Genomic DNA, 21,644 nt, shown 5'->3' with positions numbered 1-21,644 from the left:
AGAGCTTCTATCGCCTCTTTATTGTAGCTAAACCAGCCGATGTTGAGAGAAATCCGGCATGAGATGACGGAAATGAAGAATGAATTGCATTTATAAGCGCATAATCTGCCTGAATTCCTTTACCTTACTACGACTTACCGGCACTTCAAAACCTAAATCATGCAGGCGCAGCAAATACGTATTGTTGAACCACGGGATGATTTCCTTGATCTTGGACAGGTTAACAATATAGGAACGATGGCAGCGAAAAAAACGATCCTGCGGCAGCCGCTGAAAGAAATCGCTAATACTAAGTGCCATGCTGTATTCCTCACCTTTAGTCATCACACTTGTACTTTTTTCCTGCGCGGAGGCGTAATAAATATCGTCGGCATTCACTACGATAATCTTTTCATTTTTCCACAGATTAACCTTGTCACTGACCGGATTACGCTCTTCTTCCCCCTGTCGTCCACGGCTGGCAAACGCATTCTCCAGCTTGTGCAGCATGGCTTTGATGCGTACCTCGCTATAAGGCTTAAGAATATAGTCAAAAGCTTCAATCTCAAACGCCTCAGCGGCATGCTCCTTATACGCAGTGATGAACACTATGTAGGGTTTTACCGAGAATCTACTGATATTTTGTGCCAACAGCACTCCGTCGATGGAGGGAATATTAATATCCAGAAAAATCACATCTATCGTATCACTCTGCAAAAATTTAAGCGCGTCCAGCCCATCTTCAAACTGTGCCGTTATATCAATCCCGCTGTGCGTCTCTATTAAATAAGCCAGCTCCTGTCTTGCCAGCTCTTCATCCTCTACAATGATCGCTCTCATTGTTCCTCCTTTTTAACATCAAAAAAGATGTTCGTCCCTTTATCCAATCTCTGAATGGTAAGTCCAGTCCCATAGATCAGCTTTACCCGTTGGTGTACATTAAACAGTCCGATTTTATTCTCCGGCATATCGCCAGTATAGACCTTCTCTATCGTTTCCTCGCTGATGCCAGCTCCGGTATCGCGAATGCCCACCCGTACGGTATCCCCGTGGTCTTTTACAGAAATCGTTACTGTTCCTGTCCCTCTTACCTTCAGTATGCCATGTATAATCGCATTTTCTACAAGCGGCTGAATGATCAGACTCGGAATTCGAACCTGAACCTCATCAATATCATAAAGCACGTTAAGCCGGCTTCCAAAACGCGCCTTTTCGATCTCTACGTATTGCTGGACCTGCTGTAGCTCTCGTTTGATATCAATGAATTCATCGGTAAGCTCCAGATTGTATCTCATATAACCGGACAGATTCACAATCAGCTCGCGTGCCTTATCCGGATTAATTCGAATCGAGGACGCAATCGCATTCAGTGCATTGAACAAAAAATGCGGGTTAATGCTGGTCTGCAGTGCCTTCAGCTCCGCTTTGTTCGCCATTTCCTTAATGCCTTCCACCCGCGACACTTCCATCAAGGTAGAGATCATTTGTGACAGACCCACGGCCATAGCTTGAAGCGAATAGGTAATCTTGTGGGCTTTGGTGTAATAGATTTTGAGCGCTCCCGTCACCTCACCCTTTTCCTTCAAAGGAATAATGATCAGCGACTTGATCTGCGGATTCACGTAATCACTATCATCGTTACGGATGGTAATTTCACCACTGGACAACGTTACTTTAGTTTCCTCACTGATAATATCGTTAGTTGTCTCATAATCCTCCTCACCCACGCCAACATAGGCACGAATAAACCGAGTATCCGTAATCGCTACAGCGTCTGCACCGATATCCTCTTTGATGATCTGGCAGATGGTGTGCAGCGACTCCTGATTAATATTGCGAAAATACGGCAAGGTCTTATTGGCAATATCAAGCGCCAGCTTGGACTGCTTAGCCGCGATCCGTTCCTTCTCACCTTCCACGCTCTGCACTAGCACAACAATCAGGCCGACACTAATCTGGCTCATAATCATCGGAAAAGCGATCTTGGACACGATATCCACACCCAGCGACATCGGCTGAGCCATCGCTAGAATGAGCAGCATCGTCAGTGCCTCACAGGCCATTCCCGCCAAAATCCCTGCTATCCAGCGACGTTCACCAGAGGTGCGGCGATAGATTATCCCAGACACTATGCCTGCGGTGATACTCGTAATCAGACAAGGAAGAGAGGTTACCCCTCCGATATCAATCAGAAAACGGTGAACCCCTGAGATGATGCCTGTTATAAGTCCAACCCATGGCCCGAACAAAATCCCGCCAGATACGATGGCGATAATTCGCACATTCACAAGCGAACCTTCCACATTAATCCCGCTATAAGTGCCGAAAATGGCAAATAAGCTGAAGATCATCGTCGCAATAGCAAGCTCTTGCGGAGCGTAACTCCCTTTTTGAAAAACCTCTTTAAACCGCGGCAGACGAGTCAATACAAACAGACACATCAGCAATAACGCAGCTCTTTCCAACAATTGCAGTAATATAGTAAACGTATATTGCACGGTCACCGCCTCCAAAGGTCTCGATGTCGATTCATTATAAAGATAGTTCATGCCTCTGTCCATTCAGCCTGTCCCTTTATACCTCTATTGAAACTCTTGTTGTATGATATTAACAGATTGGAAGCATGAATATTCGGAGGTGGCAGTTTGCACAAGATAGAACACGAGGCAGATATCATTCAGCTTGTACATAATGACCCCTGGATGATGGATATTTTAGAAAATGCCAGATCGCTACAGTTACCTGACTGGTGGGTTTGTGCTGGGTTTGTACGTTCAAAAATCTGGGATACCTTACATGGCTTTGAAGAGCGGACCCCTTTGCCAGATATTGATGTTATTTATTATGACGGCAGCAATCTTCATGAGGAAGTGGAAAAGCAATGGGAGGCAAAACTAAGAAATTTAAATCCCCATGTGCCATGGTCCGTTAAGAATGAAGCAAGAATGCATACCATTAACAACCTTGCGCCCTATACGTCATCTGTAGATGCCATCTCCAAGTTTCCGGAAACAGCTACAGCGCTTGGGCTTTCCTTAGATGAATACGGTAAGGTTATCCTAACCGCTCCGCATGGGATTGCAGATGTTATTAATGTAGTGTTACGGGCTACCCCTCATTTCAACAATAATCCGAACTTACTCCCTATTTATGAAAAACGAATTGCACAAAAAAACTGGCAGGCAACGTGGAAGCAATTGCAGGTCAGCGCTACCTAAAGCTAAGTTGTGTTAGCATCGGAATAAAAAAGACAGCAAGCCTCTGCTACAGAAGGGCTTGCTGCTGTTGTTTTATTACACCGCTAAATCAATACCAACCACGCCTACTACATCTCCCTGACGATTCCGGATTGCTCTAGATAATGTAATACAAGAACGTTTCGTAATCGCGGATACATAAGGTTTAGAGACATATTCACCCTCATTCACGGCCCCATTCCACCAATCACGCCGCTTAGCATTCAACAGGCCAGCCGCTGGCTCGGAGTAGATAAAGGTTCCATCCGTCCGATTGGACCAAATGGCTTGTACATCTGGAATTTTCTTAATGTAAGCGTTCAAAATACCTTGATGAACTTCAGTATCTGGAGCGTAAAGTTCTTCCTTGGCGGAAATCGTCTCCAAGAGACTCTGCATTTCCTGAAGCCGGGCTGCATATTGGCTCATCTCAATTTCCGCTCTGCCCGCAATGCTAGTAACCGATTGCTGCAAGGATTGCGACTCCGCTAACAGATTGGCGCTGACTTCGTTCAGCTGCCCAATTTGGTTCCGCTGCCGTGTCACCTGCTCCAGCGTAAGGTCTACATTGGCAATCGTCTCATTCACGATAGCCACCGCACCGCTCAGCTCCGTTGTCACTTCTACAATCAGCTTGCCCTGCTTCGCGGCAGCATCGATTGTTTCCGTCACGGCGCTGCCTACTTCATCTACTCTCGACGCGATATCATCGAGTCGAAGCTTAACCGTGCCGACCTCGTTCACCCCACGCTCCACTGAGACTTGCTCTTTCGTAACGGATTCCAGCACCTGCTGTACTCCATTATTAATGTCAAGCAAGATGCCTGAGGAGCGGTCTACCGAGCTCTTGCTTTGATCAGCCAGCTGCCGAATCCGGCTGGCCACTACTGCAAATCCGCGGCCCTGTTCACCGGCCCGGGCCGCTTCAATAGAAGCATTCAGCGCGAGCAACGAGGTCTCATTCACAATGGAGTTAATCAATGTATTGATCTCCTCTACCATCGCAATATGATTACTCAGGGTAGTAAACTTAGCTAACATGTCCCCACTCTGTGTTTGCAGATCCTTCATCACCACATCTGCAATGCTCAGGGAATCTACCATTGCTGTCATTCCTTGCCGAGCATATTGCATATTCGAGCCTAGTTTTTCCGTCAATTCTTCGATATGTGCTGTAACTGAGGCTACACCGCCCATCGTCTGATAGGCCCCTTCAATATTGGCTTTAGCTTCATTGCTGCGAATCCTTAAATCCGTTTCATACGCGTGTGAATAATCTGCTGTCTGCTGCAGCTGCTCTGTATGGCGGCTGATTTCTTCAAGCGCACCATGCAGCCGATCCGAGGTAACTACAATCTCATTGCCAAGAAGCTCCACTTTGTTCTGTGACTCCTTCAGCAGCGCTTCTTTGCGATAACCGTAGCGGGATGTATTCAGCGAGAACCATCCTAGAGAACCCATAAGCAGAATAATCACCAGCTTATGCATCCAGAGCATATCAATCAATAAGCTGTACACACTGACAAGAAGCAACAGGACGACTACGAAAATCTGGTTTCGACGGATCTGCATCTTTACTTCCACTCCACTCGATTGATGTTATGTATTCTAACATTATATCAGCAGAGTTAATTAAAGGAAATACTTTCTATAGTATTCCTTTTCGATCAATCATTCCCCGGGCCAGGCAATCTCCCCTTATAAAGATGCTTGTTGATCTCCCGCTTCCAAGAAAGCCATCAAGAGGAAACCTGAGCTTATTGTCGAATATATAAGCATATTGCCACTGGAAAAGAGGATCACATTATGCGCGCCACACCTCAAACTCCTCGTCAGACCTATTGGAATCGTGTGCTTCTCAATTCATTCTGGATCATCCTGATTGTGTATTTAAGTATTCAGTTCATTGTTTCTCTATCCTTATGGAGCCAGCGTCCGGAAACCCCAACCAGGAACGATTATATTGAGCACTCGTTGATTTCTGATTCCATCATAGTGAGTTTGATCATTATTCTAGAAGTAATCTATAGATGGAGGCCTCTGTGGGCCCAACTCGCCATTACGGTTGCAAGCCATCTATTTGCGGTTTTGATTATCGTCAATCTCAGCGATGAGTTGCATGTTAAATCATTAATTATGCTGTTCCCGCTACTAGTCTCGATGATCTATCTGAAGAGCAGTTATATGATAGCCACTTCTGCTATTTCTCTACTGTACACGATCATTTTATTCACCAAGACATCCATTCACGAGTACTTCCCGATCACCCAAACAATCATTATCGCTCTTATTTTTGCAGGCACTGCTTTGGCAGGTTTTGCAGTAATCGTTCGTGGACGTGATTTGATGCAATCCCTGCAGAACTCCGTCAAGTCAGAACAGGAATTACGCATTCAGAATATAATCATGGATCGTCTATCTAAGATAGATCCCCTGACTGATCTGTATAATCACAAGACTTTTCACGAATATTTGGGTTGGCTAATCGAGCATCAGCAGAGTAATCCATTCTCCATGCAGCTTGCCGTTATGGATATCGATAATTTCAAAAAAGTAAATGATTGCTATGGACACTCCGTTGGAGATATCGTATTACAAAAAGTCGCAGCGATCCTGCTCGAGTATATCGGTCCTGATGATTTCGCCGCGCGGTACGGGGGCGAGGAATTCATTGTCATTCTGACAACCAAAACCTTTGAGCAATCCTATGAAATCATGCAACAGATTCTAGCCAAAGTCGCCGATACCCCTTTTGCCGAAATGGAAGGGAAAAGCATAACCGTCAGTATCGGGATGCATGATTACACAGGTGCAGACTCCAAAAATTCTACTTTTCAGCAGGCTGATGATGCACTTTACGAAGCTAAAAACACCGGGAAGAACAAAATTGTCATCAGCTAGTGACAAGCTCCACAGACACTGTTTATCTGTCGGAGCTTGTTTTTTTTGCAAAGCCTTAATTTCAGAAGCATTTCATACCAAAAACCCCCACCTTGAGATGAGGGCTGTGTATCCACTGCTATATTCCGTAACGCTTCTGCGGTTCCAAAAGCTCCACCACTTCCTGCTTCGGAACAGGTCTGCTAACCAGATATCCCTGTACCTTATCGCAGCCCGATTTTCTGAGGAAATCCAGCTGGCTGATCTCTTCCACTCCCTCCGCAACGACCTCCAGCCCCATATTGTGGCCCAGCTGTATAATGGTCTGCACAAAAGACTGGCTGTAAGCTTTTTCCGAAAGCGAATCGATAAAGGTTTTATCCATTTTAAGCGTAGAAATCGGCAATTGCTGCAAATAACTAAGAGATGAGTATCCCGTTCCGAAATCATCCAGCGCAATACGAATGCCTTGGGATTTGAGGAATTGAAGCTTATTCACGATACTCTCAAACGATTCCATAAAAATAGACTCGGTGATTTCCAGTTCAAGACAACTAGGCTTTAGCCCACTTTCAGCCAGACTTTCCTGCACCATCTCGACGAAATCATCCTGCAATAGTTGAATAATGGAAATGTTAACTGATATCTTGTAAGGAATGCCCATACGATCTTGAATGCCCTTCATAAAGATGCACGATTCCCTAAGCACCCATTCTCCAATATAAATAATCAGCCTGGAATCCTCGGCGATTTTGATAAAGGAAAGTGGAGATACAAAGCCCAGCGTTGGACTATTCCAGCGAATTAAAGCCTCAAAACCAGAGATTAATCCAGACTGGATATCCACCTGCGGTTGATAATATAACTCAAACTCATTATTATTCATGGCACTGCGCAAATGTTTCTCTATATTCATCCGTTCATTAAACGCAGTATGCATAGATTTGTCATATACCACATAAGTCCCCTTACCATCCTCTTTTGCCCGGTACATAGCGACATCCGCATTTTTTAAGATTTGCTCGGTGGTCTCCCCATCTTCCGGATAAAAGGAAATTCCGATGCTTACGGAAACGTACAAATAACTCTCTCCGATTAAAAAGGACTGCCTGAACGCTCTCATGATACGCTCCGCCAGGTCTAGCACATCCTCGTGGTTTTCTATATCCTTAATAAAAATCACGAATTCATCCCCGCCGAGCCGAGAGAGCATATCTCCTTCCCGCACCACCGACTGCAGCCTTTTACTAGCCTTCTGAATAAGAACATCACCGGATTTATGCCCTAAGGTATCATTGATGTATTTAAAATTATCGGTGTCTACGAACAACAGCGCCGCCTTGCCTCCTGAACATTGCAGATATTTCTCCATAGATTCCAGTAGACATACACGGTTGGGTAGATTACTAAGCTCATCCACATAAGCTAGACGATGCATGTGTTTTTGATTCTCCACCAGCATATCGTATTGCTCTACAAGCTCCTGCTGTGTGGCTGTAAGCTGTTCATAGGTTGCCTCAAGCTCCTGATAACTGTTGCTCAGCTTTAGCTCTACCTGCTTGCGCTTACTAATATCAATCAGCGAACCGATAAATAACACAACTTCATTCTTTGGATCAACGATAGCTTTACCACTTACCTCAAACCAGACGAACTGATTATCTTTGGTCCGCATGCGGTATTCCGTCTCGTAGATAGGTGTTAAACCTGCCAGATGATCATGTCTTGCCTTTTGGGATGATGGCTGGTCATCGGGATGAATAATACTAAGCACCCCATTTTCGAAGGAATTGATTTCATCCTCCGTATAGCCCATGAGCTTGTACCAGCGATCCGATAGATTATACAGTCCTGTCTCCCAATCAAGCTCCCACATGTATGCACCAGAACCCTCTGTCGCGAGACTGAACCGTCGTTCACCTACTTGCAGCTTAGCAAATTGCTCCTGTAGCTCGACCTCTGTCGCTGACAGCTCTTCGTAAGTAGCTTCCAGTTCCTCATAACTTTGCTGAAGCCTTAGCTCATTTTGTTTGCGCTCATCGATATCCACTCCTACAAGCACAAAAATATCAGCTGCCTGCTTATCCAATCCTTTCAACAAGGTGGTCCGAAATGAAAAATACCGCGCTGCTGGCGAATTGTCTGGAAGTTTATGCTCGATATTATCAACATAGTCAAGCTGTACGGCCCTTTCCAACAGATTCCGAATAGCCGCCGTACTGCCTGTCAGCCCCTCTATATCCTCAATGTTTTTGCCCACTACTTCATTCTCGCATAGGCCCGTCATTCGCTCAGCGTAATTGTTAAACCGAACTACCTTTTTATCCGCCTGCACAGCCCAAACCACCATACCGCTATGCTCTATTACATCTTCAAAAAATTGCTGTTCCGAATAAACCGCCCGCCGTAAGTGATTAATATACATTTTTAGCAAAACCGCACTAATGATCAGAAGGCCGAGCAGAATAATGGCTCCCACAATAAATCTATTGCGCATCATAACTTTATAATAATCTGAATGAACGAAGAAATAGTGCTGATACAGCTCTTCAAAAGCACCTGAACGATGCAGGCGATCCAATCTCTCGTTAACATAAGTCACTAGCTCCGGAGAGGATTTACTTATTGCAAAAGCGACATCCCTAGGGTAGAGATTGCTCATTTTTTTGATAATACTCCCCTTCAATTTCTGTTCAGCAATCAGATAATCAATCACTTCCTGATTCTCAAATAGAAGGTCGATTTCCCCCTTTTCTAAAGCCTTCAAAGCTTCAGGAGTCGTTGCATATTCTATGTAATTTGTAATCCCCACCTTGCTGTTCAGCACGGTTGCAGAATACTGTCCATTCCCTAACCCAATCTTATAACTTCCCAACGTCTTTAAATCGATCTCATCCTCAAGCTCTCGCCTTGCATAGATGGAAATATAATTCTTAATAACTGGATCTGAAAATAACACCTCTTGGTTACGCGACTCCGTAATTGCCATAAGACCTGCTATTTCAATATCTCCTTGAATCAGCCGACTGTATACTTCATCCCATTGCCCAGTACTGTAGTGAATAAGGTAATCCTGCTTCTCAAAAATCATCGTGCTCAAATTAATATCAAACCCGGTCAAATACCCGTTTTCTACATATTTATAAGGTGGATATTCCAGTTCTACTTGGTACCTTATATCCTCTCTTTCGGCGTGAGCGGCTGTAGGAGGTACGAGCAAAAGCAGAAAAATAATCAGAAGCAACATTGTGCACCGCTTCATTGCCCAATTCCCCTTTTTGCTAAAATTTAGAATTTAAAGCATTATTCTAAAAAGTATTCGACAAAATATGGTAAGATTCCTGCTAATTCTTTCCTAAAACCACACATTATACGCAAATCCCCATCTTTCGATGGACTCTTTTATTTGTAAATGATAAAAGTTACGAAGTCTTGATTTTTATATTGCTTTTTACATAGAAAATGTGGATAATAGCAATAACGACAAACGATGATAATGATTATCATTATTATAAGCGTTAATAATTTCAATTTACTATATTTAAGTTAAAAGGAGACTGATCACCCATGAACGTTACCTCTACCCGAACAACATTACAGGTTGACGATTATCTGGATCTGCTCAATCTTGCCGTTAAAGTTGGAGATTTGAAATGGCAAAAAGAAATTAAATCCAGATTGCAATACATTCTCTGTCTGCCGACAAGATAATGCTTCCGAGTATACGCCGTGTTCCCTTATTTGGGGGCATGGCTTTTTTTGTTGGTATGCAGACATAACTATATAATAATTGGAGTATCTCCAGGTCACCTGATGGTTAATGATATAGTATAATTATCAGCATAATATATTGAATAAAAAGTCCTTCAGATCGGAGCGTGTCAGCTTGAAAAAGTATATAGCTTTATTCTTAATGCTCAGCCTGTTATGGGTACCTTGTGCATACGCCGCTGGAATTCCTACACAGCAGGGATTCGTTACCGATAACGCTGAAATGTTCAGTTCCGCAGAATCCGCGTCTATTTCTGCTACCGCTACTGGAGAACTCATGACCATCCATGTACTCACTGTAGATTCCACAGACGGTACTCCAGCTGATAAGTATGCAGACAAGGTTTATGACTCGTGGAAACTGTCCACGCGGGATCTTCTACTGCTGATCTCCGCTGGTGACCAGTCCATTGAGCTAAATTTCTTAAATCCAGACTTTCAAAGCTCGTTAAATACTTGGTCTAAGAATCAGGGAGGGTCCTCGGGAAGTTCAGCCATCCAAAAACTGCTCGACACCTATTTCATTCCTTATGCCAAAAAAGGGGACTTCGCTGGCGGGACAAAGGCTTTGATTAATGCCATCCATTCCATCGGAGATCGTGCCGGCAATACTGGAGGAACCGCAGGAAACGGGAGCGCAGCCGGGGTCGGGAATGATGTAAACCGCTCCAGCAGCTCCATGTTTATGATTGCAGCGATTCTTATCGGAGCCCTTCTAATCCTCCTTCTACTCTTTGTAATGGTTACAGGTCTGCGTCGACGCAAGCAGCTTAGCGAGCAACAGAAACAGTTATCTAATTTAATGGTCCAGGCAAATCGGGCACTGGAATCGCTAAACCCTTTTCAAGGGATCGTTCAAGGGAAGACGGGAGAGCTAGTCGAAGGTATTTCCAAGCGGCTGTCCGCCAAGCTCGTTGAAATCTCCGCACTACAAAGTGAAGGTCAAGGTGTTCAGCCAGCATTTTATCGTTTGGCTGCCCTCAAGACAGCCGTGAAACAATTGCAGCAGACCGAAGCTGCCTTCCGCACAGCGCTTGAAGAGGAAGAGAAACACATTGCTGTCATTAGCGAAGCTGACCGCAATGTCAAACAGCGTATTACAGAGCTGAAAGAGGATACGCCAGAGCTTGAAGAACAGCTGCAAGGTGCAGTTAAAGAAACCGGATATCAGCTTCAAGAAATTGTAGAGGAACTTAAGGAGCTTGCGGAGGAAACTGCTAAGGCAGACCAATTGGAGCTTTTTGATCCCATTGCTGCACAAGAGGTTACCGAGGATGCACAGGAACGTCAGGAAAAAATCGAACAGGATCTGAAGGATGTTGATCTCTATGATGATAAGCTAAACAAATTTCCTACGGTATTAGCTGCGGCACGTGCCAAAATCACCGGGATCATTGAACAGAATTCACTGCACAATATGAAGGTTAAGCCATATGACCACCTAGAGCAGGCCCGCGTAGAATCGTTGACACTTGAAGCGCCGCTGCGTATAGGAGATATGGATGAGGTGCGCAGAATCGGCGCCAGTCTAGATCTGCTTCTGGATGAAGCTGTTGCTATGACAGAGCAGCAAGCACTGCTGCGGCAGAATAACCGCAGAGATCTAGAGACATTCCGCACCACATGGAGCCACTTGAAGCAGCGGCGAGACGAGCTGCAGGCCCGAATTACAGAAGCACGTATACATTTCGAAGAACAGCATATAGTTAGCGTAGAGAACATTCTGACGGAGTGGAGCACACGTCTTCGGGAAGGCGCAGGTGAAGTGGCGCAAATTGAGAACTGGACCAGTGATGAACGGGGCGAATATGACAAGGCCCACGATGCGCTGGAGCGCTTGCTGTCCTTGCAGGATGAAGCTGGCCGGCAATATGACGGCGTCTCTGAAAGTCTAAATGCATTAAATGAAAGACTGGATAAAGTACAACGTCTCTTCTCCGAAGGACAAAGTCGGGTAGAGACGACCCAGCGAATGCTGCACAGCAGAGGCTTATCTTCCAGAATCCGCTTTGAGTTATCCTTACTGCCGGAATATAGCCAGTTGGAGCAACGGTTGTCATCCCGGCCTTACAACCTGGAGGAACTGGAATCGATTGGCCGCGCTTATGACGCTCAGATCACTTCCTTTGTGAATGAAGCGAACCGAATCGTTCGCCAAAAAGAAGAGGAAGAACGGCTTGCCCAGCTAGCCATGATGAGAGAGCAACAGCGGCGTGCGCAAGCCCGTAAACGGATGTCCTCTGGTCCTCCTTCTTCAGGCGGATTCGGTGGGGGACGTTCCTCCGGCGGATCTTCCTGGGGTGGTGGCGGCAGTGGCGGCAAATCCTCCGGTGGTTCTTCCTGGGGCGGTGGCGGCGGCAAATCCGGTGGAAATTCATCGGGTGGCTCTAAGTGGTAATTCCTCACCATTAGATGCAAATGGATATACAAAAAGACTCTTTCGCTTATATGGGCGGAAGAGTCTTTTTAATTATGAATTATTGCTGTTTTATTTGTGGTATGAATGTGCCATCGGAAGATAAATTGTAACGGCCGTGCCTACTCCCTCTTCACTAGCTATTGCCACATATCCTCTGTGGGCAGTCACGATTTTTTTGACAATCATGAAGCCAAGTCCATTCCCATCGCCTCTAGTCGTGTGAAAAGGTTCTCCTAATTTATCCAGAACTTCCTTATTCATCCCCTCTCCATTATCGGTGAAGGTTATCACCTGGAATTCATCCTTCACATCAAGAGTCACTGTAATGCTCCCGCCAAAAGGCAAAGCTTCCATTGAATTTCTTAGGATATTGAGGAAAATCTGCTTAATCTGATTGCGGTCACATTCGATCTCAGCATCATAATGGATCTTTGTATTTAACACTATATTATTCATTTCCACCTGAATCGCGAAGATATTCAATACTTCCAGCAGGATCGTGCTACATTGTTCAGTCATATAATGCGCAGCCTGCGGTTTACCCAGAATAAGAAACTCGCTCACAATGAGATTCATTCTTTCCACTTCTGACATAATGAGATCATAATGCAACAGACGTGAATCTTTATTAGCCAGTTGAAGCATCCCTTTCACAGTAGTCAGAGGATTGCGGATCTCATGTGCAATGCTCATAGCCAGTTGTCCTGCGACCACTAGCTTTTCTGTATTGCGCAGCACTTCTTCCGTTCTTTTCATCTCCGTGATGTTGCGCAAACTTCCAATCACACGCGCTAAGTAACCATTCCCATCGTAAACGGGTAGTACATCTAACATATAATGCTCGAACAACCCGTTTTTCTCCTGAATCACTTCTAACCCGGCACATGCGACATGATGTATGATGACATGTTGAAAGTATGCACCCACATTCCTAATTTCAAAGACACTAGTTCCAACAACAGACTCTTGATGCTCACCACCCAAATGAAGCATAGCTAAACCGTTCTCATTTATATTCACGACTGTTCCGAATTGATCTGTTATGATTACCCCTAAGTAATTGGTCTCTAGCAAAATCCGATTTAATAATTGCAGCTGAGAATTCCCTCTCCGCAACAAAATCTCACGTTCAATCGAGTCAGCCATCGTACAGAGCAGAGGCAGCAAATGGGGATGGGCTACATCTATATCTGCCATAAATGAAATTGTACCTAAAATTTCTTGCCCATTTTCTTTATAAAATGGAGCTGTACAGCATACTAAATGATGCAAAATATGATGGAAATGGTCTCGTCCTGTCAGCTGGAATGGCCTCTGATATTCAAGGGCTAAAGCGATTGAATTGGTACCCACCTCTTTATTCATCTGCACGCCTTCTTTGATGCCTACCTGTCCTACGAGATCTATAATCGTCGCATCTCCTTGGAACGCCAATAGATAACCTGCATCATCCGAAATCGTAACTAGGATCGGGTTCCCTTTGACTGAGGAAAGAAATTTTTTGACAAAAAATTCGATAACCTCAATCACTTCACTATATGCGCTAAGCTGTGCCCCCAATTCATCAGTAGAATATCCCTTTGCAAAGACAGGCGGTTGCTCAGGATCAATTCCTTGGTCAATACAATGCTGATTGGAAGCCTTAATAATGGTCTCATCCGTCAGTATCCCTGTTGTCTCATCCAAAGCCCTTACCCCATTCTGTATGAATCTTCAATTTTGCATTGCATAATTATGTATTCTACCTCTCTTCCTCTAATCCTTTTCAATCCTTAAAAATCAAATAATCCCAATGTTAAAAAATAACTTTCTGCACAAAAAAACTCCACCCCTATAAAAGAGCGAAGTTTTGGAGGATTACTATTTTCTATTTTTCTGTTAATGCTTAGTGTCATCCAAAAAAGGTTTATTCACATAATAATACATTACCCCCATCAGTACGCCACCGCCAATTAAATTGCCGATCGTAACGGGGACAAGGTTATGCACCACGCCATACCACGATACCGTTCCGGGATGATCAAGTACAAGCGCAATCGCAAAGGTACACATATTGGCAATACTATGTTCATAACCGGAGATGAAAAAACAGAATACGAATAAGACCATGGCGAACATTTTGGCCCCATCGCCTTTCATATTCATCGGTATAAAAAAAGCCATACAAACGAGCCAGTTACAAAGAATGGCCCGAAAGAAAAGCTGACCTGCCGGGGCTTCCATCTTATGCTCCACTACATATAGCAAAAAACCGTTTACATCTGAGCTATAGAACAGTCCTGTCAAAAAAATCAGCAAGGCAAAAACGGCAGCCCCAAGAATATTACCGATATAACTCATGATCCACATGCGGACAACCTCAGACCATTTCATTTTCCGTCTTAGTGCCGTGTATGTGTAATAAAAAGTATCTCCGGTGAATAAATCCCCACCACCAAAAGAAATTAGAATAATAGCCGCTCCGAAAGTAATCGCAGCCATTGGATATGCAAAGGGGGATTGCTCCATAAAGAAATAGTTGCCTGTCTTAAATGCTACAATTACACCGAATCCGATAAACATACTGGCCAGCATGGCTCTGGCAATATAGCGCATTACGCTTTGCCGGAATATCTTCTGTTTCTTAAGTGCTAATTGTTCAACCTGAAGCAGTGCCTCGTTCTCCATGTGACCTCCTTAGGGATTTTGGTATTTCCAGCTGATTATGGGCTAATCGACAGCCTTGCGTTATTATACCCAATAACCCGCTGGAAATTACTTGAACCAACTCGCGGCAAAAAATCCCTGAATACTTACGGGGAAGCGAAGCTACCTCTTGCTAATTGTCTTCATTCATTTTAGCAATGGCTTCTGCTTTTTCACTGCTGGCGACGATGATAAGCACGAGTATCAAACAGCCTAAAACCATAGCCTATCCCCACTTCCTCCACATGTAGTCTTGTGACAACTTATGTATGTGGATAGGGCTTTATGTTTGGCTACAGCAAACTTCATTTGATTAGATCACGTTTACGCCTATGCAGTAGTTGAAGCAAGCTACTTCATATCCAAAAAAAAGCAGAGCAGCGAACCCCCAGAAATGAAGGCTCACTGCTCTGCTATATTTTTACGGACTTTTTTTAAAACAATTAGTTCAAGAAGCTGCTCAGTTGGCTCTCTGCTTCACCTTGTTTCAGCGCCTCAGGCTTGTCCGCTTCATTGAGTCCTAGACGATTGCCCAGTTGGGTATTGATCGTCGTCATTTTGGATGTATAATCCTGGCAGCTTTCGATAATACGACGGTTTGACTGTTCCGAAGTATCCAATGCGCTAAGCAGATCGCCGATCGCTTGATTCACGGCTTCCATAGACATGGAAGGTTTGGATAGAAGCTCGGTGGTTTTTTCTGTAGTCGTACGCAGCAAGCGTGCATTTTCTTTAAACTGATCTTCAATCGTCTTATTTGTTGCTTCTACAGCGTTGATAACATTCTCCTGATCGGCCAGCGACATCGCAATCATTGCCGACACTGTAATCAGATTAGAAGTTTTATCAATCGCATTATTTACGGAATCGATCAGTTTATCATTATTGTCATTGATGATATCTGTAGCAGCAATCGCTTGATTGTAGAGCAGAATCATCTCTGTCATGGACTGAATACGAACCATCACTTTACGCAGACCACGCTCCAGATAAGCTTTACGGAACTCATTCTCAGGCTTTGCAATCTCCACCTCGAACAGCTCTTTTAGCTTATTGCCGAAGGCAATTTTGGTTTGAAGGTTATAGATCTCCTCCATAGAGGTACGTTTCAGCTGGCGCATATTTACAATACTCTCTTCGAGGGTATCTCTGCCGTCGCGTAGACCAGTAACAATCGCATCAATATTCGTGCGGACAGACTGATATTTGTACACATAGTTCTTCATCGGACTCTTCCGCAGCATTTTGCCGAAAAAGCTAACATTCTTACTCTGTTGCAGATTTTCACACTCATTCCGCAGCTTCATAATCATGTTAGGCACTTCAACACGCTTACCGGACATCAGGTCATTTACCGGACGATCCAGCAGCTTGAGCGTTTGGCCTGCTTTTTCCTGCGTCTTCACCCCAAGCTTCCCAATATCATCCATTAAAGAATCCAACGTGACTGTATCTGTCTGAGATACCTTCTCGATCAATTGTGCGGCTTCTTCGACTACCTTTTGTTCATCTTCTTTTTTTAATTGGATCAACTGCGTGGACATGGGTTTCCCTCCTATAATTCGGAACTGCTATACCGCTGATGAATCAGTTCCGCCTTCGTCTGAAGTTCCATCAGGTCTTTATGTTCGATCGTCGAAGCAATATCCGATATTTTGGAATCAACATCTCTTAGACCGTTCAGCAGCGTTCTCCGATTCTTCGTCTTCGCTTCACCACTTAGGCGCAAAAATGGGTTAATCACACCATTTAAATCCTTCAGAATCAATCTGCGGACCGTATGATTAATATCACCATTATTGAGCTCCTGCAGCAGCGGAATTACACGTTGAAGTCTCGCAAAAAGCGCCAGTGATTTCTCGACAATTTCATTGTCCAGTGTATCCTTCTGCCCCTCGGAGATAATCATATCTTCCAGAATGCTAAGGTACTCAACTACTGGAGCAAATTCCGGTCCAATCTTCGTTGGTTCGGCCTCAGTTCTACCACTATTGCCCGGATTACCTGGTGCAGCATTATTTGCCACACTAGGTAATTGCGGAGAATTTGCAGAGGGAGCTGGAGCAACAGGCACCGTCTCTGGACCTGCTGGCAGCACCTCAGCCGGAAGGTTGGTTCTTGGACTTCTCGTTGCAAGAACCCCTACCGCTGCACCCGCTACAGGCAACAGCAAGGAGAGTAACTCAGGCAAAAAAGAACTCGTTAATACAGCGACAACATAGCCAATACCGGCATACAGCAATATTTTCGATTTAAATTTAATTTTTCTCACCTCTTGTGAGCGAGATTGCGAACGCTCAATTCACGGGATCCGGAATTACGGATTCGCCGTTTATTTTCATAATTAGCGGCTGCTCTACATGGCTGGCAAGCACATTATCGCCGAACTCCGCAGGCTGGACCTCTCCGCCGAGTGCACTTTTGACAGCCAGGTATGGAAAGTTAATTCCAGACAGACAAGAAATATGAAGACCTCCAGACATCCGGGGGTTAATCTCCAGCAGTTTAGGAATTCCACCACTATACTTCATTTGAATATTGAAATTGAAAGGTATTTTATATACCTCTGCTACCCGGGAAGCGATCTCCTCCAGCTCCGGAATATGCTCCATCAGCCGCAGACGACCGCCAGCTTTACGACGGGGTACAGCCGCTAACAGCCTGCCATTCTCATCTGACAAGCAATCTATACTGTATTCATAACCTTCCAGCAATTCCATCACCATAAGTTCAGGGAATGTAGGTTCACTTCCCAGAATACGATAGGCCTCATCGAAGGATATCAGCGGAGTTACATGACCAAACAGCTCCTGTAAAGGACTACGTGTGTTATCAATGATACGGAAGCCGAGGCCTCCCTCTGTCTCCGTGGGTTTAAAGCATACGTGGTGTCCTTTGGCTACAAGATCATGATAAGCCTCTTTGAACTGCTCTGCTGTACTCACCACATGATAATCAGGAATTGTCATAATCCCTGTTTCCTTAACACTTTCGTAGAACTTCCCCTTATCCATGATGGTCTCCAATAAGTCCAAATCTCTACAGACTAGAACCTTGGTGCCAATCGCATCAAACATAGCAGCATGCAAAGCTATATCCAGCATATGTAACCGTGGAATGAAGATATCGATCTCATTGCGGCGACAGAAATCCACGCAGAATTGAACATATTCTATTCCAGTCAGTGCTGGTTCAGTCCCAGCAACATCAGCACCTTGAAGGGACATATGGTGAATATCAGGATGCGTGGCGAAGATTTGTACAGGAACGCCATCCTCATTATTGCGGATGAGATTCATATAATGGTAAGCGACGGAAAACCAGCGATTGAAATAAATGTTTACCTTTTTCATAGTGGCCCAACTCCCAATACGGTTAAGTTATTATAGATCATGTTTACATACTGTAGAATTTCATCACCAGCAAAAACACCCGCTTGCTTCGTAAAGGGATACCTTGATTTTACAAGACCACTCTGCTGCTCTGCAAATATTTCTCCATGACAAGGAGCAATCGCATAGTCCGCACTTTCTAGTAAACTCTTATCCAACAAGGAATCTCCCGATGCTACCATCGGTTCTGAACGAACCGTCCGGCGCACATGAACAATCGCATCACTTTTATTCACAGCGGCAGGAACGACATATAGCTTGCGCCCTTGTAAGGATACCCGCCAGCCCAAATCATATAATCGCTCTGCCAGATTCGTGATCTCATCCATAGGTAATAAATCACGAACTACTACAAAAGTATAAAATAAATCATCACAATACCGCTCACTAATGATCCATTCCTCGTGCACTACAGACCTAACGTGCATTCTAACTTCTTCTGCCGCAGCCGATTCATTTTGAACAAGCCTGCCCACAGAAGCTCTCCAGCTTTTATCTACTTCGCCACCAATCAGAATATTCCCGCCATTACTAGTAATCGCGTAGTCTGGAATAATCGTGTCTTGAAACAGATTAATACGCTTATACTGCGCTATTGTACGTGTTGTAACGGGCATAAAGATAATACGGGAAGTAAGCTCCATCAGATCAGCCAATGCTTTTTGCGAAATGTATGAAACCGTCTTACCATCCACAACCTCCGCAGGAACCAGGCCCGGAGTATTCTCAGGGACACCGATTGCATTTAAGGAATAGATTAACGTTCGGTCCAAATCACTGGCATAGATCATTCCGTCTCACCTCTCAGCGGCTTAATAATCCCGCAACAGGAGTAGGTGAGTCCAGGGAATACTTCTACTGGAACCCCTCTATCCTCTGCTAAGAGAATAATATGACGAAGATTTGGATTATCCATAGTATCGACAAGAATCTTCCACGGTACTCTGCGCAGCAGCACTCGGGTAGTTTCTCCGACTCCGGGCTTGACCAAATTGATGTTATCTATGCCGAACACTTCTTGAATACTCTGAATATCACGCAGGCCCTGCCATGTAATTTCTGGCGGCGATTGCTGCATCTGTTCAGCAATCGCTTGTGCTTCTTCCGCAACGGAGGAGAAATACGGGCAGATCGCCGCAATGAATACATTAGATACATCCGTATCGAGCCATTCCTTGTAGAATTTAGCTCCATGGAATTCTTCCGGACCGATTAAATCATCGCGCAGCACTGTCCGGCTCATCAGTCCTGACACCGTAGAATTGAGGCATGCACTAGGAATAAGATAATCCTCTCTAGTCCCGAACGTGCCTGAACAGTTCCCGGGATCAGCCAATACGGCCAGGTCATCATTTAGCCGAATGCCATATTTCTCATATAGGCTGTTGCACGCTTCAATCAATACCTGGCGAATAGCCCCTTTCCCCGTCCATCCGTCGACAAACTGCAAATCAGCGTCAAGCCCGTGCTTTTGCAGAATATAAAGGATTGCGTTCTCATCAATCCCCTTGCCCCGAATGATAGAGATACTATAATGCGGCAGATCAGCACCATATCGCTCTTGGATATAACGCTTAATCAGTACACCAATTGGTGTTCCCGCTCTTGCCAAAGAGACTAACACCGTATCAAGTCCCCTTTGAGCGACAATCATCTCAGAGACTACCGCTACTGCTAGAGCGACCTTCTCCGCAGATTGCTCCAGCGTCTCGTGAAATAACTCAATATACTGCTCAGTAGGCTGATATTCCACGGGCAGCATCTCAGAGTAGTGTACGCCTGATTGAATGGCGGCCTCTCTTTCGTCAGTCGCCCGCTCCAGTGAAACATCGCTCAGATCCTTAAGCAAAAATATAACATCTGACGGAGAATAGCTGCCTAGCGGAACCGGTTCGGCTATACTTCTGTTTAGAATTTCTTCAGTTACTGTTCCCTTCATAGGTAGGGCCTCCACTTCTTCTTTCCGAGGTCAGTACAATAAGATGCACTTTATGGCGGGCCAGTTTCTTCAGTATATCAAGCATAGGTTTCATACGCTCATGCGGTACATCACGCTCAATCAGCACAAATATATCATCGTATTGACCAGGAGCTATATTATAAATAAAGTTTGTGATTTCCGGGTCACCAGCTGAAGGATACGCAGCAGCACTATGTACCCCATAATCCGGCCGACGCTCAGGGTGAATTGGACTTCTAGTGGAAGACTGGTAAGCAATCCCTTCCCCCATTTCCGCCGCCACTCTCATCGGAAGATACATAAATTCTCCTACACCCATTACCAAGGCTTTCGGTCCTCTACGCAATTGCCGCAGCTGCTCAGCTATTCGTTTCACACCCTGATCAAGCTCCAGATTATCCTGTGACTCCATTCCGAACCGTCCACTATATTTCATATAAGGCGCTGTGTTGATCTCACCATAGGAATCGATAGAGGATACCTCCAGTCGTTCCATTCCATCTTGAGCATAAGTAGTTACAACCTCACACTCAGAAATGGCCTCTCTATCCAGCTGCTCAGTATCCTTATTAAACACTGGTGAACCTATCACTTCAATATTCCCTTGCAGCAGACATAACGACTTAATGCGAATCCCCAGCTCCTGCTCAAGCTCACTATAGTGTTGAAGATTGCTGCCGCTTCTCCAATCCAGAAGAGAGACTACCACATATTCCTCCCGCGGGAATTTTGACTGAATATCTCGAATTGTATTGATCGCGGTTTTCCCGGTCGTAATCTCGTCATCTACCAATATAATGGGCTCTGTCCCAGATAAGAGTTCGGTATCCAAGGCATAACATAGATGATCAACTGCATGGGAATGCTCTTCTACAAAACTTACAACAGACTCCAAATCAGGAATATGCTCACGCGTAGTATGAATATAGGATGCCTGCTCAGCAAAGATGTTGTACACACTGTGACCCAGTGCAGTTGCCGTTTCTGCGAATCCAATAAAAACCACAGGCTTGGGCAAAACCAGCCGGGCCGCTAGTAAATGTTGATAGGCTTCCTTAGCAAATTCAGGATGAATCAGCCCATGAACCGCCATATCCAATAACTTTGTCATACGATCACTATCCACGGAATCACCGTTCATCTCCTGATATAACAGCAGCGCCAACGCTGCTCCGCTTAGAAGTGAAGTATACGGATCGACGGGGATATGCTTGCCAAGCACCTTACTGACAAACAGAAAAGTTCGTTTTTTATTAATTCGCGCCGCCATAGAAAATAAAGAATCCAGAGGCATATGAAAGGGGTTAAAGGTTTCGGTTACA

Annotated in this window: 16 protein-coding genes; 4 read left to right on the top strand and 12 right to left on the bottom strand. The window is 44.7% G+C overall.

All coding sequences use genetic code 11. From position 1 onward, the window contains the following. Positions 1-90: 90 nt before the first annotated feature. Together MHH50_RS01820 and MHH50_RS01815 are read right to left on the bottom strand one after the other, a co-directional pair. Positions 91-819, bottom strand: coding sequence for a LytTR family DNA-binding domain-containing protein (locus tag MHH50_RS01820; protein WP_076134814.1), 729 nt, complete (start codon positions 817-819; stop codon positions 91-93). After that, positions 816-2,420, bottom strand: a complete 1,605-nt coding sequence (locus tag MHH50_RS01815) for a sensor histidine kinase (RefSeq protein ID WP_339174374.1) — start codon at positions 2,418-2,420, stop codon at positions 816-818. The genes MHH50_RS01820 and MHH50_RS01815 overlap by 4 nt, the downstream gene beginning before the upstream one ends. Positions 2,421-2,681: 261 nt before the next feature. On the opposite strand from MHH50_RS01815, the gene MHH50_RS01810 reads away from it, so the two are divergent. After that, positions 2,682-3,197: a nucleotidyltransferase family protein gene (locus tag MHH50_RS01810; protein ID WP_076124758.1), complete on the top strand. Its 516-nt coding sequence runs from the start codon at positions 2,682-2,684 to the stop codon at positions 3,195-3,197. Between the two features lie 75 nt (positions 3,198-3,272). Here the strand turns inward: MHH50_RS01810 and MHH50_RS01805 are convergent, their stop codons facing one another. Then, on the bottom strand, positions 3,273-4,787 hold the full coding sequence (locus MHH50_RS01805) for a methyl-accepting chemotaxis protein (RefSeq protein WP_076185612.1): 1,515 nt from the start codon (positions 4,785-4,787) through the stop codon (positions 3,273-3,275). Between the two features lie 234 nt (positions 4,788-5,021). Between MHH50_RS01805 and MHH50_RS01800 the strand changes: the two genes are divergently transcribed. Further along, entirely contained in the window at positions 5,022-6,116 is a 1,095-nt protein-coding gene (locus MHH50_RS01800) for a GGDEF domain-containing protein (RefSeq protein WP_076124680.1), read from the top strand. A 118-nt stretch (positions 6,117-6,234) separates the two neighbouring features. Here the strand turns inward: MHH50_RS01800 and MHH50_RS01795 are convergent, their stop codons facing one another. Beyond that, the gene (locus MHH50_RS01795) at positions 6,235-9,357 is read right to left on the bottom strand and encodes an EAL domain-containing protein (protein WP_076219205.1); all 3,123 of its coding nucleotides are present in this window, start codon (positions 9,355-9,357) and stop codon (positions 6,235-6,237) included. Between the two features lie 305 nt (positions 9,358-9,662). Between MHH50_RS01795 and MHH50_RS01790 the strand changes: the two genes are divergently transcribed. Then, positions 9,663-9,806, top strand: coding sequence for a hypothetical protein (locus MHH50_RS01790; protein ID WP_167348483.1), 144 nt, complete (start codon positions 9,663-9,665; stop codon positions 9,804-9,806). 175 nt (positions 9,807-9,981) lie between these two features. After that, on the top strand, positions 9,982-12,264 hold the full coding sequence (locus MHH50_RS01785; RefSeq protein WP_076310047.1) for a TPM domain-containing protein: 2,283 nt from the start codon (positions 9,982-9,984) through the stop codon (positions 12,262-12,264). 90 nt (positions 12,265-12,354) lie between these two features. Here the strand turns inward: MHH50_RS01785 and MHH50_RS01780 are convergent, their stop codons facing one another. The 8 genes from MHH50_RS01780 to MHH50_RS01745 all read right to left on the bottom strand — a co-directional run bounded on the left by MHH50_RS01780 (position 12,355) and on the right by MHH50_RS01745 (position 21,592). Beyond that, entirely contained in the window at positions 12,355-13,971 is a 1,617-nt protein-coding gene (locus tag MHH50_RS01780) for an ATP-binding protein (protein WP_340033885.1), read from the bottom strand. 192 nt (positions 13,972-14,163) lie between these two features. Next, positions 14,164-14,952: a formate/nitrite transporter family protein gene (locus MHH50_RS01775; RefSeq protein ID WP_076124688.1), complete on the bottom strand. Its 789-nt coding sequence runs from the start codon at positions 14,950-14,952 to the stop codon at positions 14,164-14,166. A 461-nt stretch (positions 14,953-15,413) separates the two neighbouring features. Next, entirely contained in the window at positions 15,414-16,514 is a 1,101-nt protein-coding gene (locus tag MHH50_RS01770; RefSeq protein WP_036687432.1) for a toxic anion resistance protein, read from the bottom strand. An 11-nt stretch (positions 16,515-16,525) separates the two neighbouring features. Beyond that, positions 16,526-17,233: a hypothetical protein gene (locus MHH50_RS01765; RefSeq protein WP_340034576.1), complete on the bottom strand. Its 708-nt coding sequence runs from the start codon at positions 17,231-17,233 to the stop codon at positions 16,526-16,528. Between the two features lie 34 nt (positions 17,234-17,267). Then, positions 17,268-18,323 (bottom strand): ATP-grasp domain-containing protein, encoded by a 1,056-nt coding sequence (locus tag MHH50_RS01760; protein WP_076185601.1) that lies wholly within the window; start codon positions 18,321-18,323, stop codon positions 17,268-17,270. Beyond that, a complete protein-coding gene (locus MHH50_RS01755) occupies positions 18,320-19,153 on the bottom strand; it encodes an HAD family hydrolase (protein WP_036687429.1) in 834 nt (277 codons plus the stop codon). Before MHH50_RS01755 ends, MHH50_RS01760 begins: the two co-directional genes overlap by 4 nt. Continuing rightward, the gene (locus MHH50_RS01750) at positions 19,150-20,301 is read right to left on the bottom strand and encodes a cysteine protease StiP family protein (protein WP_076302299.1); all 1,152 of its coding nucleotides are present in this window, start codon (positions 20,299-20,301) and stop codon (positions 19,150-19,152) included. Before MHH50_RS01750 ends, MHH50_RS01755 begins: the two co-directional genes overlap by 4 nt. Continuing rightward, positions 20,282-21,592 (bottom strand): phosphoribosyltransferase family protein, encoded by a 1,311-nt coding sequence (locus tag MHH50_RS01745; RefSeq protein WP_076282401.1) that lies wholly within the window; start codon positions 21,590-21,592, stop codon positions 20,282-20,284. The genes MHH50_RS01750 and MHH50_RS01745 overlap by 20 nt, the downstream gene beginning before the upstream one ends. Between the last annotated feature and the right edge of the window lie 52 nt (positions 21,593-21,644).

Origin of the sequence: Paenibacillus sp. FSL H3-0302, from assembly GCF_037982245.1 — a bacterium.
Taxonomy (GTDB): domain Bacteria; phylum Bacillota; class Bacilli; order Paenibacillales; family Paenibacillaceae; genus Paenibacillus_AQ; species Paenibacillus_AQ odorifer.
Note: the sequence above shows the minus strand (reverse complement) of the source record. Positions and strands in the feature narration are given on the sequence as shown.

Bases quoted from the DNA above. Each gene is read 5' to 3' on its own strand.
- MHH50_RS01820 (WP_076134814.1), bottom strand. From the start codon at position 819: ATGAGAGCGATCATTGTAGAGGATGAAGAGCTGGCAAGACAGGAGCTG.
- MHH50_RS01815 (WP_339174374.1), bottom strand. From the start codon at position 2,420: ATGTGTCTGTTTGTATTGACTCGTCTGCCGCGGTTTAAAGAGGTTTTT.
- MHH50_RS01810 (WP_076124758.1), top strand. From the start codon at position 2,682: ATGATGGATATTTTAGAAAATGCCAGATCGCTACAGTTACCTGACTGG.
- MHH50_RS01805 (WP_076185612.1), bottom strand. From the start codon at position 4,787: ATGCAGATCCGTCGAAACCAGATTTTCGTAGTCGTCCTGTTGCTTCTT.
- MHH50_RS01800 (WP_076124680.1), top strand. From the start codon at position 5,022: ATGCGCGCCACACCTCAAACTCCTCGTCAGACCTATTGGAATCGTGTG.
- MHH50_RS01795 (WP_076219205.1), bottom strand. From the start codon at position 9,357: ATGAAGCGGTGCACAATGTTGCTTCTGATTATTTTTCTGCTTTTGCTC.
- MHH50_RS01790 (WP_167348483.1), top strand. From the start codon at position 9,663: ATGAACGTTACCTCTACCCGAACAACATTACAGGTTGACGATTATCTG.
- MHH50_RS01775 (WP_076124688.1), bottom strand. From the start codon at position 14,952: ATGGAGAACGAGGCACTGCTTCAGGTTGAACAATTAGCACTTAAGAAA.
- MHH50_RS01770 (WP_036687432.1), bottom strand. From the start codon at position 16,514: ATGTCCACGCAGTTGATCCAATTAAAAAAAGAAGATGAACAAAAGGTA.
- MHH50_RS01760 (WP_076185601.1), bottom strand. From the start codon at position 18,323: ATGAAAAAGGTAAACATTTATTTCAATCGCTGGTTTTCCGTCGCTTAC.
- MHH50_RS01755 (WP_036687429.1), bottom strand. From the start codon at position 19,153: ATGATCTATGCCAGTGATTTGGACCGAACGTTAATCTATTCCTTAAAT.
- MHH50_RS01750 (WP_076302299.1), bottom strand. From the start codon at position 20,301: ATGAAGGGAACAGTAACTGAAGAAATTCTAAACAGAAGTATAGCCGAA.
- MHH50_RS01745 (WP_076282401.1), bottom strand. From the start codon at position 21,592: ATGGCGGCGCGAATTAATAAAAAACGAACTTTTCTGTTTGTCAGTAAG.